A 20,620-nucleotide genomic window follows, 5' to 3' on the forward strand; every position below is an offset into this window, starting at 1 on the left:
CTCGCGAATGCGGTGTGTCAGTCAAAACAGATGTTGAATGTGCTGGCCTCTTCGCGAGCAGGCTCGCTCCCACATTGGAATGGTGTTGATCCTATTTTCGCTCAAGCATCGCCGGCAACTGCGCAACCAGCTTGGCATTGTTCAACGGCGCGCGAATAAACCCGCGCTGTGTGCCGTCCGGGCCGATCACGGCCAGATTGCCGCTATGGTCCACCGTGTAATTCGGCTTGCTGGTATCAGCCGGAATAAACGGAATGCTCACCGCGTTCGCCACCTTCTGCAGCTCCTCAATAGATGAAGGCGTCAGGCCAATGAACTGCGGATCGAAGTAGCCCAGGTACTGCTTCAACTGCTTCGGCGTGTCGCGGTTGGGGTCAACGCTGACCAGTACGATCTGCAACTTGTCCACAGCCTCTTTCGGCAATTCACTCTTGATCTGCCGCAGTTGCGCGAGGGTGGTCGGGCAGATGTCCGGGCAGAAGGTGTAGCCGAAGAACAACAGACTCCACTTGCCTTTCAACTCGTCGATGGCAACTGGTTTGCCGTCCTGATCGGTCATGGTCACGTCCGGCAGGTTGCGGCTCTGCGGCAGCAGGATAATGCCGGCGTCGATCAGCGCAGTCGGATCGCCCTGGCCTTTGCCGTTCAGCACTTTGTTCACGGTAAGCCCGAGGATCAGCGCGATCACGGCAACGAGGATGAAGACGGTTTTCTGGGTTCGGGTCATAGGTTCAACAGTAAGTAGTGGTCTACGAGCAGGGCGATGAACAACAGGAACAAGTAATAAATAGAGTACTTGAAGGTATTGATCGCCGCGTGCGGCCGAGTGCCACGGTACAGCACCACGGCCCATTGCAGAAACCTCGCGCCCAACGTCAGCGCACAGACCAGATACAGCACGCCGCTCATGTGAATCACGTACGGCAGCAGACTCACCGCCAGCAATGCAAAGGTGTAGAGGAGAATGTGCACTTTGGTGTAGTGCTCGCCATGGGTCACCGGCAGCATCGGAATGTCGGCCTTGGCGTATTCCTCCTTGCGATGAATCGCCAGCGCCCAGAAATGCGGCGGGGTCCAGGCGAAGATGATCAGCACCAGCAACAGCGGTTCGGCACTGACATGGCCGGTGGCGGCGGTCCAGCCAAGCAGCGGTGGCGCGGCGCCAGCGAGGCCGCCGATGACGATGTTCTGCGGCGTCGCGCGTTTGAGGAAACCGGTGTAGACCACGGCGTAACCGAGCAGTGAAGCGAGAGTCAGCCACGCGGTCAGCTGATTGGTGAACGTCAGCAGCAGCGCCTGGCCGAGCAATGCCAGCACCAAGGCGAAGGTCAGCGCCGCCGCAGGTGAAACCCGGCCTTCGGCCAGCGGCCTTTTATGCGTGCGCGCCATTACCGCATCGATACGCCGATCGACCACATGATTGACCGCCGCCGCCCCGCCGGCGCACAAGGCAATGCCCAGATTGCCGAACACCAGCACTGTCCACGGTACGCCCGCGCGGGTGGCGAGGAACATGCCGACCAGCGAGGTGATCAGCATCAGCACCACGACTTTCGGTTTGGTCAGCTCCAGATAATCGCGCCACAGCGCTTGCGCCGCACGCTCGCCGATCAGACTCGCCATGGCGTTTCTCCTTTCAATGCGATGGGCGCGACGGCAGGTTTGTGCGCACTCAAGCGCCAGCGCGCCAGCACCGGTTGGCTCACCCGCAGCAGGCTGGTGCGCGCGTGGTAATTGACCAGTACCAGCGTCAGCAATAACGCCGCACCGCCAGCGTTATGGGCGACGGCCACCGGCAGCGGCAGATGAAACAGCACGTTGCTGATGCCAAGGGTGATCTGCGCGGCAAGGGCGATCAGCAGCAATCCGGCCAATCGGGTCATGCCTACCGCTTTCAGCTGCCAGGCCAGACCGAGCAGTACGACCGTCACCAGCAAAGCGCCGATGCGGTGTGTCAGATGAATGGCCGTGCGCGCGTCGCTATCCAGTTGTCCGCCGAGATAATTCGGGCCGATGTGCTGGGTCAGGTGGAAACCGTTGGCGAAGTCCGCCGGCGGCAGCCATTGGCCATGGCAGGTGGGGAAGTCGATGCAGGCCACCGCTGCGTAGTTGGAACTGACCCAGCCGCCCAAGGCGATCTGGCCGATCACCAGCAGCAGGCCCGCCGTCGCCCAGTATTGCAGGCGCTTCGGTACCGTCAGCGCCGGCAGCACGCCGGACAACCTCAGCGTCAGCAGGAACAGCAGACTCAACGTGGCAAAGCCGCCGAGCAAATGCCCGGTGACCACTTGCGGCCAGAGCTTGAGCGTCACCGTCCACATACCGAACGCCGCTTGGGCGATGACCACCGCCAGCAGAAACAGCGGCAGTTTCAGCGGCTGGCCCGGATGGCGCCGGTTGACCCAGGCGCGCCCGGCCAGCACTGAAATCAGCAAACCGAGGGTGCCGGCGAAGTAGCGGTGAATCATCTCGTTCCAGCCCTTGTGCGCCTCCACTGGCGCGTCAGGGAAGTGCAGTTCGGCATGGGCCAGTTGCGCCTCGCTTTTCGGCACGCTGATAAAGCCGTAGCAGCCTGGCCAGTCCGGGCAGCCGAGGCCGGCGTGGGTCAGGCGGGTGTAGGCGCCGAGCAACACCACAATCAATGCCAGCAGGGTGGCAAACAGCGCGAGGCGAAATCCAGGTTTGGCCATGACGATGCCCTCATCCGATGTTCGACAGTTTCAGCAGATGCCGCAGGTCGTTAAGCAGATCCTTGCCCTTCACATTCGGCTCGTAGCGCAGCACCAGATTGCCGTGCGGGTCGACGATCCACAGCTGCGGCACGGCTTTGTCGCCGGTGGTCTTGTTGAACACGCCGGCATCCAGCGGATAGCGCTGCAGCTGCGGATATTCACGGTCGAGCTTGGCGGCGTAATCGGTGCTCAGTGGTTGCGCGGCGGCGAGGGCGTGGCTGGCGCGCCCGGCTTCGCGGCCGAGGCTGATCTGGATCTGCCGCGCCAGATAAACCAGTTGCTGGCAATCGACGGCGCAATCCTTCGGCGCCGTGACCAGAATCTGCCAGCGCTGCTCATCGGCCTGCACGCCGAGGTCAGCGCGGGTCTGGCCGTTACCGATCAGCTCGCCGTGATAGCTGCGTCCTTCCGGCACCCAGAACTGCAATTTGTACATGCCGGTGGCGAGCAACATCGGCCCGACCACGCCAAGCACGATCAGCAGCAGCTGAATACGGCCGCGCCGGCGGCTGGGGGCAGGTTTGGCCTCAGACATGCTGGGTGGATTCATGGCGCTTCCCATGGCGTTTCTCCTTTGCGTTGTGCCAGCCCAAATAGAGGTAGAGCCCAAGCAGGGCCGTGGCCATGGCGAACCATTGCACGGCGTAGCCGAGGTGTTTTTCCGGGCCCATCGCGACTACCGGCCAATCGGTCTGGTAGCTGGCCGGGCCGGGTTCGGCGCGTAATTCGTAGGCGAAGCCGTCGCGCTCCAGGGTTTGCCACAATTTGCCCGGCTCGACGGCGGTAATGGTTTGCGGCCAGACATGGCTGACCGGATCGGCGTGCAACTGGAACGTTACGCCGGGGGCGATGTAGACCCAGGCGTCGAGCGTCAGCGCCTCGGCGGGTGTTGTAAATTGCGGCGGCACACGCCTGTCGGGCCAAGGCAGCCAGCCGCGATTGACCAGCAGCCAGAGACCGCTGCGTTGATCCTGAAACGGTTGCAGCAATTCAACGCCGACCTTGCCGCCACGCTGGCGGTTGTCGAGCAACAGCGTGTGGGCGGGGTCGAACTGGCCGTGCAGGCGCACGCGGCGGTAAGCCGGGTCGGCGTTGCCGAGCAGTTCACTGCTGGCCAGCGGTTCGGCCACGCGACGTTCGGCATAACTGGCCAGCAGCGCGGTTTTCTCCGCGCCCCGGCCCAGTTGCCAGAAGCCCAGCGCAACCATCAGCGGCAGCAACAGCGCCACCACGACAGTGGGAATCACGCCCGGGCGAAAACGCTTCATGGGCGCGCCATAAAGTCAGTCATCGCGATCGCTATACTCAATTGCATCGCCTGTCCCCCGGAGTCTTGCCATGTTCAAAGCAGCGATCGTCCTGATGCTGATTGCCACGGTCGTCAGCCTGTTCAGCGGCCTGTTTTTCCTGGTCAAGGACGACAGCAGCTCCAATCGCCTGGTCATCGCCCTGAGTGTTCGGGTGGCACTGGCCGTGGTCACCGTCGGCCTGATGGCCTGGGGTTTCTACAGCGGCCAGTTGGTGTCCCACGTGCCGTGGTAGACGCGAGCGGCAAGCTTCAAGCGGCAAGCTACAAGTTAGAGGCCATCCCGCTTTGACTTGAAGCTTGCAGCTCGCCACTTGCAGCTGTTTTCAGAGCACATAGACGAAGAAGAACAAACCGATCCACACCACATCGACGAAGTGCCAATACCAGCTCGCCGCTTCGAAACCGAACTGGTGCTCGTTGTCGAAGTGGCCCTTCATGATGCGCATCAGCATCACGAACAGGATGATCGTGCCGATGGTCACGTGGGCGCCGTGGAACCCGGTAAGCATGAAGAACGTTGCGCCGTAGATGCCCGAACCGAGGGTCAGCCCCAGCTCTTGGTAGGCGTGGATGTATTCCTCGGCCTGGAAACCGAGGAACGCGATGCCCAGCAGTACGGTAATCGCCAGCCACAGTTTCAGTGCGCCGCGATGGCCTTTCTTCAGCGCATGGTGGGCGATGGTGATGGTCACGCTGGAGCTGACCAGCAGGATCGTGTTGAGCAGCGGCAGGCCCCACGGACTGATGACGTCCTTGGGTGGGGGGAACAGTTTCGGGTCGGGGTTGTTCAGCAATGGCCAGACATATTCGAAGTTCGGCCAGAGCATTTCCGACAGGCCCTTGCTGCCTTCGCCGGCCAGCCCGGGTGCGGACACGACGCGTATATAGAACAGCGCGCCGAAGAAGGCGACGAAAAACATCACCTCGGAAAAGATGAACCAGCTCATGCCCCAGCGGAACGAACGGTCCAGTTGTGGGCTGTACAATCCCGCGCGACTTTCCTTGATCACCGCACCGAACCAGCCGAACAGCATGTACGCCAGCAGCAGGCCGCCGACGAAAAAGATCAGCGGGCCGTGGGAATCCGGGCGTGCGGCCTTGAGATCGTTGAACCAGGTGGCGAGGCCGTACACGGTGACGAACATCCCGAGCGTGGCGATGATCGGCCATTTGCTCTGGGCCGGGACGTAATAATGCTCATGAGTTGCCATTTATTGTTCTCCTTATCGGCCACGCTCAACCGCCAGTGTTAACAGCCACCGGCGGATGTCGGGCGGTGATATCGAACAGCGTGTAGGACAGCGTCAGGTGCTTCACTTCCTTGGGCATGTCGCGGTCAACGATGAAACGCACCGGCATTTCGATCTGTTCACCGGGTTGCAGCACCTGCTGGGTAAAGCAAAAGCATTCGGTCTTGTGGAAAAACGCTGCGGCGTTGCTCGGCGCGATGCTCGGCACCGCTTGCGCACTCATCGGTTTGTCGGTGGGATTGCGCGCGATGAACACCATCTCGTTCACCGCGCCGGGATTGGCGGTCATCTCGTCGTGTTTCGGGTAAAAGTCCCACGGCATGTCGGCGGTGTTGGTCGACAAGAACTGCACGCGCACCTGGCGCGAGGTGTCGACCACTTGCTCGCCCGCATACTGGCCGCCGGTCTTGCCGTTGATGCCGAAGGCTTTGCACATCACGTCGTAGATCGGCACCAGGGCGAAACCGAAGACGAACATCGCCACTACCACCAGCAGCAGGCGGGTGACGAGTTTCTTCAGCGAGATCGAGTCAGCCATGATTTTCAGCCTCCCTCGTGTTCCCCGGTGGCCGGTGATGCTTTGTGGTGAGGGGATTTATCCCCGACCGGCTGCGCAGCAGTCGTAAACCCGGCGCATGCGGTGTGCCTGATACACCCCGATTGCAGATTTTGGGGCTGCTGCGCAGCCCAACGGGGATAAATCCCCTCCCCACAAGGGATCTGTGTACATCCACAGAAGATCTGTGAGCATCCACTGGGGATCTGTGCCTCTGCACACATTGCAAAAAACACGAGGTGTTCATTTCACTTCCGGCGGCGTGGTGAAGGTGTGATACGGCGCCGGCGACGGCACGCTCCACTCCAGCCCTTCGGCACCGTCCCATGGTTTCGCCGGGGCCGGTTCGCCGCCTCGAATGGTCTTGATGACGATGAACAGGAAGAAGATCTGCGTGGCGCCGAACATGAACGCACCGATCGACGAGACCATGTTGAAGTCGGCGAACTGCAGGTTGTAGTCCGGAATCCGTCGCGGCATCCCCGCAAGACCCACGAAGTGCATCGGGAAGAAGGTGAGGTTCATGCCGACGAACGACAGCCAGAAATGCAGCTTGCCGAGGGTTTCGTCGTACATGTGCCCGGTCCACTTCGGCAGCCAGTAATAGGCCGAGGCGAAGATGCCGAAGATCGCCCCCGGCACCAGCACGTAGTGAAAGTGCGCGACCACGAAGTAGGTGTCCTGATACTGGAAGTCCGCCGGGGCGATCGCCAGCATCAGCCCGGAGAAACCGCCAATGGAGAACAGGATGACGAACGCCACGGCAAACAGCATCGGCGTCTCGAAGGTCATCGAGCCCTGCCACATGGTGCTCGCCCAGTTGAACACTTTCACACCCGTAGGTACGGCGATCAGCATGGTCGCGTACATGAAGAACAATTCGCCCACCAGCGGAATGCCGACCACGAACATGTGGTGCGCCCAGACAATGAACGACAGGAACGCGATACTCGCCGTGGCGTAGACCATCGAGGTGTAGCCGAACAGCGGCTTGCGCGCGAAGGTCGGAATGATCTGGCTGACCGCGCCGAACGCCGGCAGGATCATGATGTACACCTCGGGGTGGCCGAAGAACCAGAACACATGCTGGAACAGCACCGGGTCACCGCCGCCGGCAGCACTGAAGAAACTGGTGCCGAAGTGGATGTCCATGAGCATCATCGTCACGCAGCCGGCGAGCACCGGCATCACTGCGATCAGCAGAAACGCGGTGATCAGCCAGGTCCAGACGAACAGCGGCATTTTCATCAGGGTCATGCCGGGGGCGCGCAGGTTGAGGATGGTCGCGACTACGTTGATCGCGCCCATGATCGAACTGATGCCCATCAAGTGGATGGCGAAGATGAAGAACGTCACGCTTTCCGGTGCATAAGTCGTCGACAGCGGCGCGTAGAACGTCCAGCCGAAATTCGGCCCGCCACCGGGGGTGAACAGGGTCGAGACCAGCAGCAGAAACGCTGCCGGCAACAGCCAGAAACTGAAGTTGTTCATCCGTGGAAGGGCCATGTCGGGCGCCCCGACCATCAGCGGGATCATCCAGTTGGCGAGACCGACGAACGCCGGCATCACCGCACCGAACACCATGACCAGACCGTGCATGGTGGTCATCTGGTTGAAGAATTCCGGCTGCACGATCTGCAGGCCGGGCTGGAACAGCTCGGCGCGAATGACCATGGCGAACGAGCCGCCCAGCAGGAACATGCAGAAGGCAAACCACAGGTACAGCGTGCCGATGTCCTTGTGGTTGGTGGTCAGCACCCAGCGCATCAGGCCTTTGGCGGGGCCGTGGGCGTGGTCGGCGTGACCGTGGTCATCGATGACAGCGCTCATGGCCGGTCTCCTTCACGAAAGTGGACGGGGCAGGCCAGGGCGCGCTGCCCCGACCGGTTCACTGAATACGCAATTGACCGGCTCATTTGCTTTCCGCCTGTTTCAGCTCCAGCACTTCTTTTGGCGTGACCATGTCGCCCTTGTTGTTACCCCAGGCGTTACGTTCGTAAGTCACGACCGCTGCGATATCGACTTCCGACAGCTGTTTGCCGAACGCCGCCATGGCAGTGCCGGGTTTGCCGTGGTAGACGATGCCCAAGTGATCCTTGATCGGCCCGGTGGCGATTTTCGAGCCCTTGAGTGCCGGGAACATCGGCGGCAGGCCCTGGCCTTCGGCCTGGTGACAGGCCACGCAAGTGGTGTGGTAAACCTTGTCGCCGCGCTCCTTGAGCTCGTCGAGGGTCCATTCCTTGCTGGTCAGCTCTTTGAGCTGCGCGGCCTCGGCCTTGCGCTCGGCGAGCCATTTTTCGTAGTCGGCCTGCTCCTTGACCTCGACCACGATCGGCATGAAACCGTGATCCTTGCCGCACAATTCGGCACACTGGCCACGGTAGAGACCGGGCTTGTCGATGCGCGTCCAGGCCTCATTGACGAACCCGGGAATCGCATCGCGCTTGACCGCAAACGCCGGCACCCACCAGGAGTGAATGACGTCGGCCGAGGTCACCAGAAAGCGCACCTTGGCGCCGATCGGCAGCACCAGTGGCTTGTCGACTTCGAGCAGGTAGTGCTCGCCCTTGGCTTCTTTGTTGTGGATCTGCTCGGCGGGGGTGGCCAGGTTGCTGAAGAACTCGACGTCCTGGCCCAGGTATTTGTAGTGCCACTTCCACTGATAGCCGGTGATCTGGATATCGATGTCCGGCTCGCTGGTGTCGTACATCTTGATCAGCGTCGCGGTGGCGGGGACGGCCATAGCCACCAGGATCAGCAGCGGCACGATGGTCCACATGATCTCGACGCCGGTGCTTTCGTGGAATTTGGCCGCGACCTGGCCCGTAGAGCGGCGGTGCACCATCATCGACCAGAACATGGCGCCGAAGACGATGATCCCGATCACCACACAGATCCAGAAAATGGTCATGTGCAGGTCGAATACTGCGTGACTGATTTCAGTCGCTCCAGGCGCCATATTCACAGTCCATGCCGCGTTGGCCGGGCTGAAAATCGACCACAACAGGAGGCCCATCCAGACATGTGGATGTCGCATCATTGCGGGTTCCCCTTATCGTTCTTGTTATCCCGCCGGCGTATCGCCTGCGGCAAGGGAGCGGCTGCATCAGACTACGAACTTGAATCGCCGGGCCTTGCTGCGGGTGCAGTCGGGCGTCATCAGCTAACTCCATTCATTGGCGAGTATAGACAGCGCCCGGGAATTGCAACCCGGGCACGTAAATGAGCTGAAACACCCGCTGCTTGCGTTCAAGTGCCCGAATGGAGAAGGATGCAGACGAGTGGTGGCGAATGGATATAACGCAGCTGCATCAAGGATGAAATAATTATGACAAATGCGTCTTAGCGTTTTTCGTAAGCCAGCTAAGTTATGTCTTCCCTATTTCATTGCCTTGTTTCCTGGAGTTTTCATGAACACCGCCGCATTGCGCGAGCAGATCCAAAAAGCCCAACAGCACGAAAAAGACACCGGCCTGCTGACCCGTCAGCTGGAAAGCAAGCTGCCTCACCTGCACCCGGCGATCCAGTTGCCGGAAGCCGACGCCCAGGGCGTGCTGACGCGTTTTGTCGCCGCCTACATCGATGAAGTACCGGACCTGCTGGATGCAGCCAATGAAGTCGCCAGGGAAGCGGGAATCGAATCGCAGATCAAACCGGTGCTGAAAATCGCCGAGCAGTATTTCCTCCAGCCGCCGGCGATCATGGCCGGGCATGTCGGCTTGGACAGCCTGCTCGACGAGGCCTATCTGGCACACCGTTTTGTCGAAGAGGTCAACGACCTGTACATCAAGCATTTCGGCCAGCCACTGATCCCCTTGGACATGACGGTCGCCAACCTGATTGCTCACCAATTGATCGGTGAGGAATTCGCCAACCAACTGGACGAAGCGGTGCATCACGCGATTGACGAGATGCTCAACGAAGAAAGTTTTGCCCTGGAATCGGTAGAAGCCTACCGCGAAAAACTCAGCAGCCCGGACACTGGCGCGGCGTGGAAACGCTGGCCGTGCATGAGCCGCCGGTTGGGTGTGGGTCTGGAACTCGACCAGCCCGCTGCCTGATTTTCTTGTGTCATAAATCCAGTGTGGGAGCGAGCCTGCTCGCGAATGCGGTCGATCATTCAACATCTCTGTTGGCTGATACACCGCTTTCGCGAGCAGGCTCGCTCCCACAGGGTTTGCGTTATGAGGTCGACTTCTAACCCGCCGCACCAATCCCGGTATTGGTCCGCACCCGGCCTTCCAGCCGTCGCTTCAACCCACGCGATTCGATCAACAGCTTCGAACCCTTCGCCGCATTCGCCCGGCCCCATTCCTCAAGCAACTCCAGACACGAATGGTCGATGTAGCTCAGGTTGTTGAGCGGCACATGCACCGTCGTGCCGTGGGGAATGCTGCCCAGCACTTGAGTCAGCGCCGGCACTTTGAGGAACGTCGCCGCGCCGACCAGACGCAATTCCATCTCGCCGTCCTGCGGCAAGTCGATCAGGCTGATCTTCAGGCGCGAAGCCTTGAATGCCAGCTTCAACATGGTCAGACCGAAGCCGATCAGCACACCGGTGAGCAGGTCAGTGAAGATGATCGCCAACGCTGTAGCGGCATAGGTGAACATCGGCATCCGCCCGTACCGACCCAGACCACGGAAGGCTTTCAGGTCGACCAGTTTGAAACCGGTATACACCAGCACGCCCGCCAGGCTCGCCACCGGAATGCTTTGCAGCACGCTCGACAGTAACAGCACGAATGCCAGCAGCCACAGGCCATGGAAAATCGTCGAGTAGCGCGTGGTCGCACCGGCCTGGACGTTGGCCGAACTGCGCACGATCACTCCGGTCATCGGCAGCGCGCCGACCAGACCGCAGAGCATGTTGCCGACACCTTGCGCCGACAGTTCACGGTCGAAGTCCGAACGCACGCCGCTGTGCATGCGGTCCACCGCCGCGGCGGACAACAGGGTTTCGGCACTGGCGATAAACGCCACGGCGAACGCGGCAATCAGCAGTGTCGGGTCGGCCAGACTCATCAGGTCGGCTGGCTTGAGCCAATCGATCGCCTCGGCCAGGTTCGCCGGTACCTCGACGCGCTTGACCTGCAACGCCAGCATCAGGCTCGCCACCGTCGCCAGACCCACACCGAGCAATGCGCCGGGAATGAAGCGCAGCGAATGCGGGCGGAATTTTTCCCACAGCCACATCACCGCAATCGTCGACAGACCGAGCAGACCCGCCTGCCAGCCGAACGATGGCAAGGCCTGCGCCACGGCCGCTGGGAACGCCGTGAGGTTGTCCAGCCCGGAAGGCTGCGGCTTGGCATCGAGCATCACATGGATTTGCGAGAGCACAATCAACACGCCAATGCCCGCGAGCATGCCGTAGACCACCGCTGGCGCCGTGACCCGAAACCAGCAGCCAAGCTTCAGTCGCCCGGCGACCAGTTGCAGAAAACCGGCGAGCAGCAGGATCGGTCCGAGCATCTCGACGCCATGCTGGCGCACCAGCTCGAAAACCAGCACTGCCAGACCCGCCGCCGGACCGCTGACCTGCAACGGCGACCCCGCCAGCCAACCGACCACCAGACCGCCGATGATGCCGGTGATCAGACCCTTGGCCGGCGGCAGCCCTGAGGCAATCGCGATGCCCATGCACAGCGGCAGGGCGACCAGAAACACAACCACGGAGGCGAGCAGCTCCCGTGGCAACACAGCTTTCAATTGAGCCGCACGCATGGCGATTCTCCCGAAGTTTTCTTCAGGCGTGGCGAGGCCGGACCGCTGAATCAGCGGCCGGCGTCATACCACACAGATTGTTGGGAAGATTTAGAAGCGCGCTTTGGGCGTCGCCACAGGAATCGGATGGCTGCCGTCGAGAGGCAGGAAACGACCCTGGTCCGCGTCGTAAGCTTTGATTTCGCTGGTTTCGATGTTGTAGACCCAGCCATGGATGAACAGATGACCGTTCGCCATGCGCGAGGCTACCGAAGGATGGGTACGCAAGTGCTGCAGTTGGGCGATGACGTTTTCCTCGGTGAGGATCGGCATGCTGTCTTTTTCGTCGGTGCAGTTGCAGTTGTCGTGCACCATGGTTTTCGCGACTTCAGCGTGGCGCAGCCAGGCTTTGACCGTCGGCATTTTTTCCAGGCTGTCGGGGTTGAGTACCGCGCGCATGGCGCCGCAATCGGAGTGGCCGCAAATGATGATGTGTTGCACGCCCAGCGCCAGTACCGCGTATTCGATCGCGGTGGACACGCCGCCGTTCATCTGACCGTAGGGCGGCACTACGTTGCCGACGTTACGGGTGACGAACAGATCGCCCGGCGAGCTCTGGGTGATCAGCTCGGGAACGATGCGCGAGTCGGCGCAGGTGATGAACATCGCCTTGGGCGCCTGAGCGGTGGCGAGCTTCTTGAACAGTTCTTCCTGCTGCGGAAAAACGTCATGATGAAAGCGTAAAAAGCCATCAACGATCTGTCGCAGTGCTGCATCGGCGGATTGTGCTTCAGGGCTTTGCGCCGAGGCAGCCAACGACTGTTTATCCTTGTCACTCATGATTCATCCTCTTGTGCGGATTCAGGGAGTCTTCCCCGGTATTCCGGTATGAAGCCAGTGGCTGTTTAAACCATCCGGGTCATCCCGACCCGTCAGTCACTCGATGAACAAGGTAGCCGCCGAAACTTAACTGAAACTGAATCAAACGCTCTAGAACGTGTGTTCCAGGTCACAAAAAACGTGACCGGCGTGTTTCGGCGGAAGGATTCCAACCCGTCAACCCAAAGCCAATTGTCGCTAAATCAACGACATCTGGCGACCCGGCGGACAGAAGGCCGAGCAGTCGAGGTTATAGCCCTCGCGTTTGTTCAGGCCAAGCTTTTTGATGGCCTTGGCAAATCTTTGTGCGAGCAGGTCGGCAAACGGTCCTTCGCCGCGCATCCGCGCACCGAAACGGCTGTCGTAGAGTTCGCCGCCGCGACTCTGGCGGATCAGGCTCAGCACATGGGCGGCACGTTGCGGATAGTGCGCCTGCAACCACTCCTCGAACAGCGGCGCGACTTCCAGCGGCAGGCGCAGCATCATGTAGGCGGCGCTTTGCGCACCGGCGGTGTGGGCCTCGGTGAGCAGGCTTTCGATTTCGCTGTCATTGATCATCGGAATCATCGGCGAACACAGCACGCCGACCGGAATGCCTGCTTCACGCATCACCCGGATCGCGCGCAGGCGTGCCTTGGGCGCAGCGGCGCGGGGTTCGAGGATGCGTTTGAGTTCATCATCCAGCGTGGTCAAGCTGATCATCACCGTTACCAGCCGTTGCTGCGCCAACTCGGTCAGCAAATCGAGATCGCGCAGAATCAGCGAACCTTTGGTGACAATGGTCACCGGATGCCGGTAACGCAGCAGCACTTCCAGGGTCTGACGGGTGATTTTGTATTCGCGCTCGATGGGCTGATACGGGTCGGTATTGGAGCCGAGATTGATCGGCGCACATTGATAGCCGGGTTTGCTCAGTTGTTCCTCGAGGACCTGGGCGGCATTGGTCTTGGCAATCAGCCGGGTTTCGAAATCGAGGCCCGGCGACATGTCCCAGTAGGCGTGGCTGGGCCGTGCGTAGCAATAGATGCAGCCGTGTTCGCAGCCGCGATAGGGATTTATCGAACGGTCGAAGGGCAGATCCGGCGAGGTGTTGCGGCTGATGATCGATTTGGCCTTCTCGATGATCACTTCGGTGTTTTGCGTCTCTGGCACTTCCTGATACCAGCCATCGTCCTCGGCCACCGAACGACTGGGGGCAAAGCGGTTGTGCGGGTTGGTCGCGGTGCCGCGACCGCGAGGTGGCAATGGAGTAGACATGAAAACGCCCCGATACTGTATATGTGCACAGTATCGGGGCGATCCTCATCTGGCTAGTGCCGCCGGGCGAGTGGTCAGTTGTGTTGCGTCACTTGGCCCAGATCGTCACCGGAGGTCTGCTTCATATCCTCGGTACGCAACTCGGCAACATCGGCAGCTTTCACCGGTGCACCCTTGTTGCCCCAGCTGCCACGAATGAAACTCACCACATCCGCGACTTCCTGATCCGACAGGCGCCAGGCGAAACCGGGCATGGTGAAGGTCGATGGCGCGGTGTGTGTCGCCGGCAAAGTCCCGCCCTTGAGCACGATGTGAATCAGCGAGGTCGGATCGTCGGTTTGCAGCACCGGATTGCCCGCCAGCGCCGGGAACACCCGGGTGTAGCCATGACCATCGGTACGGTGGCAGGCCGCGCAGTTGTCGATGTACACCGACGCGCCGCGTTGGCTGTCGTCACCGTTCCACAGCGCTTTGGCTACTTTCTCGTCGTACTGATGCGGCTGATCCGCCGGGTCATTGGCCGGCAGTGATTTGAGATAGCGGGCAATCGCGGTGAGGTCGGCGTCGCTCATGTACTGCATGCTGTGGGTGACCACATCGCTCATGCCGCCGAACACTGCGCTGCGATCACTGCGCCCGGTCTTGAGGAACTGCACCAGTTGTTCTTCGCTCCAGCTGCCGAGGCCATCCTTGTGATCGCCGCGCAGGCTCTTGGCGATCCAGCCTTCCAGCGGCGCGCTGCCAGCGAGGAATTCGCTGCCGTCCGCCGCGCTCAGGGATTTTTCCTGCATGGTCAGCGCACGCGGGGTGTGACAGGCACCGCAGTGGCCGAGGCCTTCGACCAGATATGCCCCGCGATCGATTACCGGATCGGCCGACGTGGCCTGGTAATCCTCGACCTTCGGCGCGAACAGCCAGCGCCAGCCCATCAGCGGCCAGCGCATGCTCAACGGCCACGGAATGTCGCTGGCCTTGTTCTCCTGCGCCACCGGTTCGACGCCGTGCATGAAATACGCATACAGCGCCTGCATGTCGGCCTGGTTGACCCGCGCGTAGGACGGATACGGCATCGCCGGGTACAACGTGCTGCCGTTTTTGGCCACACCGTGGCGCACGGCCTGATCGAAGTCTTCGAAGCTGTAGTCGCCCAGACCGGTCTTGTCCGGGGTGATGTTGGTCGAGTAGATCGTGCCGATCGGCGTCTCCATCGGCAGACCGCCGGCGAACGGCTTGCCGCCCTTGGCCGTGTGGCAGGCCACGCAGTCGCCGGCGCGGGCGAGGTATTCGCCTTTTTTGATCAAGGCTTGATCAACTTCAGCCGCATGGATAGCGGCGCTGCCGAGCAGGGCGAGGGTGGCGATAACGAAAGTTTTCATGGTCATCGCTCCTTAAGCCTGCACCAGCGGGCCGGGGTTTTTCAGGTACTGCTCGCGGATCGCTTTTGCCGACCAGTAGGTCAGCGCCGCCACCAGCCCGGTCGGGTTGTAGCCCAGGCCCTGCGGGAACGCCGAGGCGCCCGGGACGAAAACGTTGTGCACGTCCCAGCTCTGCAAATAGCGGTTCAGCGCGCTGGTCTTCGGATCGGTGCCCATGATCGCGCCACCGTTGAGGTGGGTGGTCTGGTACGAGGCGGTGTTGAAGTGGTCGTCGACCTGCTTGCCGATCACCGCAATGGCTTTCGGGCCCATGGCTTGGGCGATCTTGCCCATTTTCTCGACCATGAAGCGGTTCATCTTGATGTCGTTTTCCTGCCAGTCGAAGGTCATGCGCAGCAGCGGCAGGCCGTAGGCATCGCGGTACACCGGGTCGAGATCGAGGTAGTTGCCACGGTAGGACTGATGCGCGCCGTGGGCGTCCATTGACACCTGGTGGGTGTAGTAATCGGCGGTGGCGCGTTTCCACGCGCTGCCCCAGGCCGGTGTGCCCGGCGGGTTGGAAGTACCGGCAATCGGGCGGCTGCCAGCCTGGTTGACCCACATCGGCGAACCGCCGACGAAGCCGTGCGGGCCGTGATCGAAGTTATCGGCGTTGAAGTCGTCCACCGCCACGCCGTTGCCGCCAGCGCCAATGAAGTTGTTGGTGTGGGTGTCCTTGTCGAAGAAGGCCTTGATAGTAGCCATGTTCTGGTAGGCGAAGTTACGCCCGACCACGCCTTCGCCGCTGATCGGATCGTAGGGTTTGCCGATCCCGGAGAGCAGCATCAGACGCACGTTGTGCAACTGGAAGGCGCCGAGGATCACCAGATCCGCCGGCTGCTCGATCTCGCGGCCCTGGCCGTCGATGTAGGTGACGCCGGTGGCTTTGGACTTGCTGCTGTCGAGGTTGACCCGCAGCACATGGGAGTTGGGCCGCAGCTCGAAATTCGGCAGGGGCTTGAGCGCCGGCAGAATGTTCACGTTCGGCGAGGCTTTGGAATACATGTAGCAGACGTAGCCGCTGCAGAAACCGCAGAAATTGCACGGCCCCATCTGTGCGCCGTAGGGATTGGTGTATGGCCCTGAAGTATTTGCCGAAGGCAGGTTGTAGGGTTTGTAACCGACTTCTGTGGCCGCTTTGCCGAACAGCTGTGCAGATACGGTGTTCTTCTGCGCTTCAAGCGGGAACGGGTTGGAGCGATCCGCCGCGTATGGGTTGCCGCCCTTGCCCTGGCCGACCAATTGGCCTTTCACGGTCCAGGCCTGGCCGGAGGTGCCGAAGACTTTTTCCGCGAAGTCGAAAAACGGTTCCAGCTCTTCATAGCTGACGCCGAAATCCTGAATGGTCATGTCTTTGGGGATGAAGCTTTTGCCGTAGCGTTCTTCGTAGTGGCTGCGTATACGCAACTCGATCGGGTCGACGCGAAAGTGCACGCCCGACCAGTGCAGACCGGCGCCGCCGACGCCATTACCCGGCAAAAACGCGCCCAACTGGCGGTTGGGCAGGGCGATGTCGTTGACGCTGTGGCGAATGGTCACCGTCTCTTTGGAGATGTCCTGAAAGAGCTTTTTCCGCACGCTGTAGGTGAGTTCGTCGATCACCTGTGGATAGTTGCCGTCGGGGTAAGTGTCCTGCATCGGCCCGCGCTCCAGCGCCAGCACGTTGAGACCCGCTTCGGTCAGCTCTTTGGCCATGATCGCGCCGGTCCAGCCGAAACCGACGATGACTGCATCAACCTTCTTCATTACCGTTGCCATGCTTACGCCCTCTCTCCGCGAATCGACACTGCCGGGAAGGGGTATTGCTCGTTGCGTTCCACCCAATCCATGAAATCGGCGCGGGCGCCGGGGAAACCGATCATCGTCCAGCCGACCATGCCTTTATTGCCACCGTGGATCGGGTCGCAGAAGAAACCTTCCTTGGTGTTTTGCAGCAGCAGATTGAAGAAAATCTTCGCCGGCACCGCATCGAACTGCGGCTTGCCAGCTTCAAGTTGCTTGAGCAAATCGTCTCGGGTAGCGCTGTCTTGCTCGGCAAATGTTTTACCGCTGAGACCTTTTACCCACTGCTCCGTGGCGGCGATGCCGAGGCGATAGATGTCTTTGGGCACCAGTTTGCTCTGCCAACCCATCTCCGGCGCAGCGTCGGCATTGAACGGGCCTTGCATGTACCACAGGGCACCGGCGGCGTACGGCGTGTTCATCTGGCGGTCGATGTATTCCGGCACGCCGGCTTCAAGCGCGCCCGGGCCTTGCGCGTCGTTGGGGATCAACTGGGCGACGGCGGCATTGATGAATGCCCATTCTTCAGCGGTGAAAAAGCTCGGCTGATAATCACCGGCGCCAGCAGCGGCCGGTTTTGCTGCGGCCGGCGCCGGTGTGCTTTCAGGTGCGGCTTGCAGCACGCTGCTGCCCAGGCCGGTACCGGCAAGCGTGACCACCGGAATCAGGGTCAGGGATTTGCGCAAGAACTCACGCCGCGGGTTGTCTCGATCTTGATCAGACATGGGGGGCACCTCATCAGGCATAGAAGTCAGCCGCTTCTGCGAGCAGCTCGAGGAATTTTGCGTCGCGATGACGAGGGTCTGTCCCGAAAAAGGGCGCCACGTCTGCAACATCATGTGACAAATGGTAGCAGGCTAAGCATCAAGAAAAACCGTTTTCCTGGAAAAAAGCCCGGTGAGGCGCCGATTCACGTTTCTTTGACGACCGGCTCACGGCGCGTTGACCGCTCAAAAGCGAAGCTGCAATTCCTCCCATGAAGATTGCCGAAACGGTCAGCCCAGCATGTCTCGAGTGCGCTTTTTCCCCGCGTTATGTTTTTCGCTTGTTGCACTGTTGCATGGCATTGCCGCCCGGGCGGCCGACGCCACGGCATCTCGCCCGGCCGAGTGGGCACAGCCGGTCGAGGTGCAGTTCAACCTGTTCCGCATGTCTCCGACGCTGTATCGCAGCGCCTTGCCCAGCCGCAGTGCGGTGCCGCTGTTGAACGATCTGCATGTCGTCACTGTAATCAACTTCCTGCCTGACGCTGATAGCGACTGGCTCTCCGCGCCGGGCATCAAGCAAGTGCAGCTGCCGTATCGCACCAACCACGTCGACGACAGCGATGTGCTCAAGGCTCTGCGCGCGATTCAGTCCGCCGAAGCCGACGGCCCGGTGCTCATGCACTGCAAGCACGGTTCTGACCGCACCGGCCTGATGGCAGCGATGTACCGCGTGGTGGTGCAGGGCTGGAGCAAAGAGCAGGCGCTCAAGGAAATGACCGAGGGCGGTTTTGGTGACAGTCAGCATTTCCACGACAGCGTGCGCTACGTGATGCAGGCCGATGTCGATCGGTTGCACGAAGCCTTGATCAATGGCGAATGCAGCACCAGTGCATTCGCCATGTGTTCGATGAAGAGCTGGTTCGACTCGGCGCACGTTCAGCGTTGATCAGCTCAAGCGGCTGGCGCAGGAAATAGCGCGTTGTCGATGGGTTTTCCGAGAAAGGCTTGCAGTGCGGCGGGCAGTGCCTGCCTGTCCCCCGAGAGCAGGTGTTCGCGCATGTCGCGGCCCGTCTGTTCGTTGAACAGACCTTCACGTTCGAAGCGTTTGAACGCCTCGCTCGCCAGCACACCCGACCATTTGTAGGCGTACAGCGAAGCCTCATAACCGGTAACCAGATAATCGCAGCTGTTGGCGAAGCGGCAGTAGGCCGGGATGGACAGGTGCGCGAACTCGCGTTGCACATCCTCCACCACTTGTTGAACAGTGCGACCGTCACCGTGACAGCGGTGCAGTTCGAAGTCGACCAGCGCGTTCAGCAACAGCATTGCCGTCTCCCGGCTGCGCTGGATGCCTGTGGCGGAAAACGCGGAATTGGTCTGCGCTTCGGAGAGGCGCTCACCGCTCTTGTGGTGCGTACCCAGCCAGCGCAGGAATTGCCCGGATAACGCCCATTTCTCGAACAGTTGCCCGACAAACTCGGCAGCGTCGCGGCCCAGATGCGAAATGCCGGACAGGTTGTAGTGCGGCGAACGTGTCAGCACGTGATGCAGGCAATGGCCGAATTCGTGTAGCAGAACACGCAGATCCTGCGGATCCAGCAGGTAGGGTTGCCCGTTTGCGGCCGCCGTGTAATTGCATTGAAGCGAGGCAATCGGCAGTAATGGTCGGCCTTCGGCGGTGATCCGTCGATTGCGCAGTACACCGGTCCAGGCATAGTCGTTGCCCGCGTCGCGGTGGAACGGGTCGATGTAGATGTAACCAACCGGTTGCTGACGCTCGCTGATTTCGAACAGGCGCACATTTTCTGCGAAACGCTCGTGGACGGTATTTTCGCTGATGCTGATATCGAACATATGCTCGCTGAAACGGCAGAGGCTGTGCAGTGTGGCTTCCAGCGCGAAGAACTCGCGCAGGTCCTGCTCCGTGCCGCCGGACTGCTTCAGGCGTAATTGCTCGGCGAGGAAATCGTGATCCCACGCTTGTAGCTGTTCAACCCCGTGCTCGCGGGCCAAGGCCTGCAAATCATCGGTCTCGCCCGCCAGTGACACGGCGTTGCGGGCGATCTGCTGGCGCAAAAAACGGCCAACCTGATCGGTGCCGGTAGCCATCCGGTTGTGCAGGCGCAGATGGGCAAAGTTGTCAAAACCCAAGAGCCGGGCTTTGGCATGACGTGCGGCCAGCAGCGTCTGCAAAACCGGCCCGTTATCGAAGCGACCGGCGTGTGGCCCCTGATCCGAAGCGCGGGTGCACCAGGCTTTGAAGTACTCCTCGCGCAGTGCGCGGTGTTGTGCCCGCCTCATGACCTGTTGGTAAGTGTTCTGATCCAGGGTCAGCCGCCACCCGGGCAGGCCGGCCTTATTGGCATTGGTGGCCATATGCGCCTGCGTTTCGGGTGGCAGTCCCGCCAATAGCGCGGCATCGTCGATGTCTTTGCTCCATGCAGCGTTGACCGATTTGAGGTTGCTCATGAAGCGCTTTTCCAGCAAATCGATTTCGCCGTTCAATCGCGCCAGATCCTTGCGCTGCGCACTCGACAATTGGCTTCCCGCCAAGTGAAACCGGCGCAGGATTTTCGCCAGCGAGGCTTTACGTGCATCACTGAAGCTGGCGGCTATGGAGCTCTGTGCCAATCGTTGATAAACCTGCAGCAACTGTCGATTGCCGGCCTTCGCAGTCTTGTAACGCTGCGCGGCGTGCGTACTCAGGGCTTCCTGCATCAACCACTGGGGCTCATCGGCATGACTGATCGAGAGGAATTCGATGATTGCCATGGTTTCATCCAGGCGCGCATCGGCTTCATCGATGGCAATTACCACGTCGTCCCAGTTGGGATGATCGACCTGAGTGGCGATGACGTTTTCAATAACCAGCAGGTTGTCGGCAACGATGCGCTCGACTGCTGGCAGCAGATGTTCGGCGCGTATCGCCGCCCAGGGCGGCAACTGCCAATGTTGCAGGAGTGGGTTGGTGTCAGGCATGGCGTCTTCCGTGAGAGAGGGCTGGATTGGCCAGCCTAATCAGGAAGCGCA

The 20,620-nt window shown here is 60.8% G+C and carries 19 protein-coding genes; 3 read left to right on the forward strand and 16 right to left on the reverse strand.

The features are described from left to right. Positions 1 to 91: 91 nt before the first annotated feature. The 5 genes from KVG87_RS07145 to KVG87_RS07165 are packed head-to-tail and all read right to left on the reverse strand — an operon-like array spanning position 92 to position 4,000. Positions 92 to 727 carry an SCO family protein gene (locus KVG87_RS07145; protein WP_076564836.1) on the reverse strand — a complete coding sequence of 212 codons (636 nt, stop codon included), beginning with the start codon at positions 725 to 727 and terminating at the stop codon, positions 92 to 94. Further along, the gene (gene cyoE, locus KVG87_RS07150) at positions 724 to 1,623 is read right to left on the reverse strand and encodes a heme o synthase (protein ID WP_217849900.1); all 900 of its coding nucleotides are present in this window, start codon (positions 1,621 to 1,623) and stop codon (positions 724 to 726) included. The genes KVG87_RS07145 and cyoE overlap by 4 nt, the downstream gene beginning before the upstream one ends. Further along, on the reverse strand, positions 1,611 to 2,690 hold the full coding sequence (locus tag KVG87_RS07155) for a COX15/CtaA family protein (RefSeq protein WP_041476472.1): 1,080 nt from the start codon (positions 2,688 to 2,690) through the stop codon (positions 1,611 to 1,613). Before KVG87_RS07155 ends, cyoE begins: the two co-directional genes overlap by 13 nt. 10 nt (positions 2,691 to 2,700) lie before the next feature. Then, positions 2,701 to 3,294, reverse strand: coding sequence for a PA_0111/PP_0108 family redox-active disulfide protein (locus KVG87_RS07160; protein ID WP_076564842.1), 594 nt, complete (start codon positions 3,292 to 3,294; stop codon positions 2,701 to 2,703). After that, complete coding sequence (locus tag KVG87_RS07165) at positions 3,260 to 4,000, reverse strand: SURF1 family protein (RefSeq protein ID WP_217849902.1); 741 nt, start codon at positions 3,998 to 4,000, stop codon at positions 3,260 to 3,262. The genes KVG87_RS07160 and KVG87_RS07165 overlap by 35 nt, the downstream gene beginning before the upstream one ends. Before the next feature lie 70 nt (positions 4,001 to 4,070). Here KVG87_RS07165 and KVG87_RS07170 point away from each other — a divergent pair, with 70 nt between their 5' ends. After that, the gene (locus tag KVG87_RS07170) at positions 4,071 to 4,274 is read left to right on the forward strand and encodes a twin transmembrane helix small protein (protein WP_024015001.1); all 204 of its coding nucleotides are present in this window, start codon (positions 4,071 to 4,073) and stop codon (positions 4,272 to 4,274) included. Between the two features lie 90 nt (positions 4,275 to 4,364). On the opposite strand, the gene KVG87_RS07175 is transcribed toward KVG87_RS07170, so the two are convergent. The 4 genes from KVG87_RS07175 to coxB form a co-directional block, all read right to left on the reverse strand. After that, positions 4,365 to 5,252 (reverse strand): cytochrome c oxidase subunit 3, encoded by an 888-nt coding sequence (locus tag KVG87_RS07175; protein ID WP_016772329.1) that lies wholly within the window; start codon positions 5,250 to 5,252, stop codon positions 4,365 to 4,367. Between the two features lie 25 nt (positions 5,253 to 5,277). Further along, complete coding sequence (locus tag KVG87_RS07180; RefSeq protein ID WP_076564848.1) at positions 5,278 to 5,829, reverse strand: cytochrome c oxidase assembly protein; 552 nt, start codon at positions 5,827 to 5,829, stop codon at positions 5,278 to 5,280. A gap of 261 nt (positions 5,830 to 6,090) precedes the next feature. Then, entirely contained in the window at positions 6,091 to 7,677 is a 1,587-nt protein-coding gene (gene ctaD / locus KVG87_RS07185; RefSeq protein ID WP_042609004.1) for a cytochrome c oxidase subunit I, read from the reverse strand. An 82-nt stretch (positions 7,678 to 7,759) separates the two neighbouring features. After that, a complete protein-coding gene (gene coxB / locus KVG87_RS07190; protein ID WP_217849904.1) occupies positions 7,760 to 8,887 on the reverse strand; it encodes a cytochrome c oxidase subunit II in 1,128 nt (375 codons plus the stop codon). A 370-nt stretch (positions 8,888 to 9,257) separates the two neighbouring features. Here coxB and KVG87_RS07195 point away from each other — a divergent pair, with 370 nt between their 5' ends. Continuing rightward, the gene (locus KVG87_RS07195; RefSeq protein WP_024015006.1) at positions 9,258 to 9,908 is read left to right on the forward strand and encodes a hypothetical protein; all 651 of its coding nucleotides are present in this window, start codon (positions 9,258 to 9,260) and stop codon (positions 9,906 to 9,908) included. A 136-nt stretch (positions 9,909 to 10,044) separates the two neighbouring features. Here the strand turns inward: KVG87_RS07195 and KVG87_RS07200 are convergent, their stop codons facing one another. From KVG87_RS07200 to KVG87_RS07225, 6 genes are all read right to left on the reverse strand, one after another. Continuing rightward, a complete protein-coding gene (locus KVG87_RS07200; protein ID WP_071173969.1) occupies positions 10,045 to 11,571 on the reverse strand; it encodes a SulP family inorganic anion transporter in 1,527 nt (508 codons plus the stop codon). A gap of 90 nt (positions 11,572 to 11,661) precedes the next feature. Next, complete coding sequence (locus KVG87_RS07205; RefSeq protein ID WP_016772323.1) at positions 11,662 to 12,390, reverse strand: carbonic anhydrase; 729 nt, start codon at positions 12,388 to 12,390, stop codon at positions 11,662 to 11,664. A 237-nt stretch (positions 12,391 to 12,627) separates the two neighbouring features. Next, positions 12,628 to 13,686 (reverse strand): PA0069 family radical SAM protein, encoded by a 1,059-nt coding sequence (locus KVG87_RS07210; RefSeq protein WP_217849905.1) that lies wholly within the window; start codon positions 13,684 to 13,686, stop codon positions 12,628 to 12,630. A gap of 74 nt (positions 13,687 to 13,760) precedes the next feature. After that, entirely contained in the window at positions 13,761 to 15,062 is a 1,302-nt protein-coding gene (locus KVG87_RS07215) for a c-type cytochrome (RefSeq protein WP_217849906.1), read from the reverse strand. A gap of 12 nt (positions 15,063 to 15,074) precedes the next feature. Further along, positions 15,075 to 16,859: a GMC family oxidoreductase gene (locus KVG87_RS07220; RefSeq protein WP_076564858.1), complete on the reverse strand. Its 1,785-nt coding sequence runs from the start codon at positions 16,857 to 16,859 to the stop codon at positions 15,075 to 15,077. A gap of 2 nt (positions 16,860 to 16,861) precedes the next feature. Then, positions 16,862 to 17,608, reverse strand: coding sequence for a gluconate 2-dehydrogenase subunit 3 family protein (locus KVG87_RS07225; protein WP_217849907.1), 747 nt, complete (start codon positions 17,606 to 17,608; stop codon positions 16,862 to 16,864). Positions 17,609 to 17,888: 280 nt separating this feature from the next. On the opposite strand from KVG87_RS07225, the gene KVG87_RS07230 reads away from it, so the two are divergent. Next, entirely contained in the window at positions 17,889 to 18,536 is a 648-nt protein-coding gene (locus tag KVG87_RS07230) for a phosphatase domain-containing protein (RefSeq protein WP_217849908.1), read from the forward strand. A gap of 5 nt (positions 18,537 to 18,541) precedes the next feature. Here the strand turns inward: KVG87_RS07230 and KVG87_RS07235 are convergent, their stop codons facing one another. Next, a complete protein-coding gene (locus KVG87_RS07235; RefSeq protein ID WP_217849911.1) occupies positions 18,542 to 20,569 on the reverse strand; it encodes a M3 family metallopeptidase in 2,028 nt (675 codons plus the stop codon). Positions 20,570 to 20,620: the final 51 nt, after the last annotated feature.

Origin of the sequence: Pseudomonas siliginis (assembly GCF_019145195.1) — a bacterium.
Lineage (GTDB): Bacteria > Pseudomonadota > Gammaproteobacteria > Pseudomonadales > Pseudomonadaceae > Aquipseudomonas > Aquipseudomonas siliginis.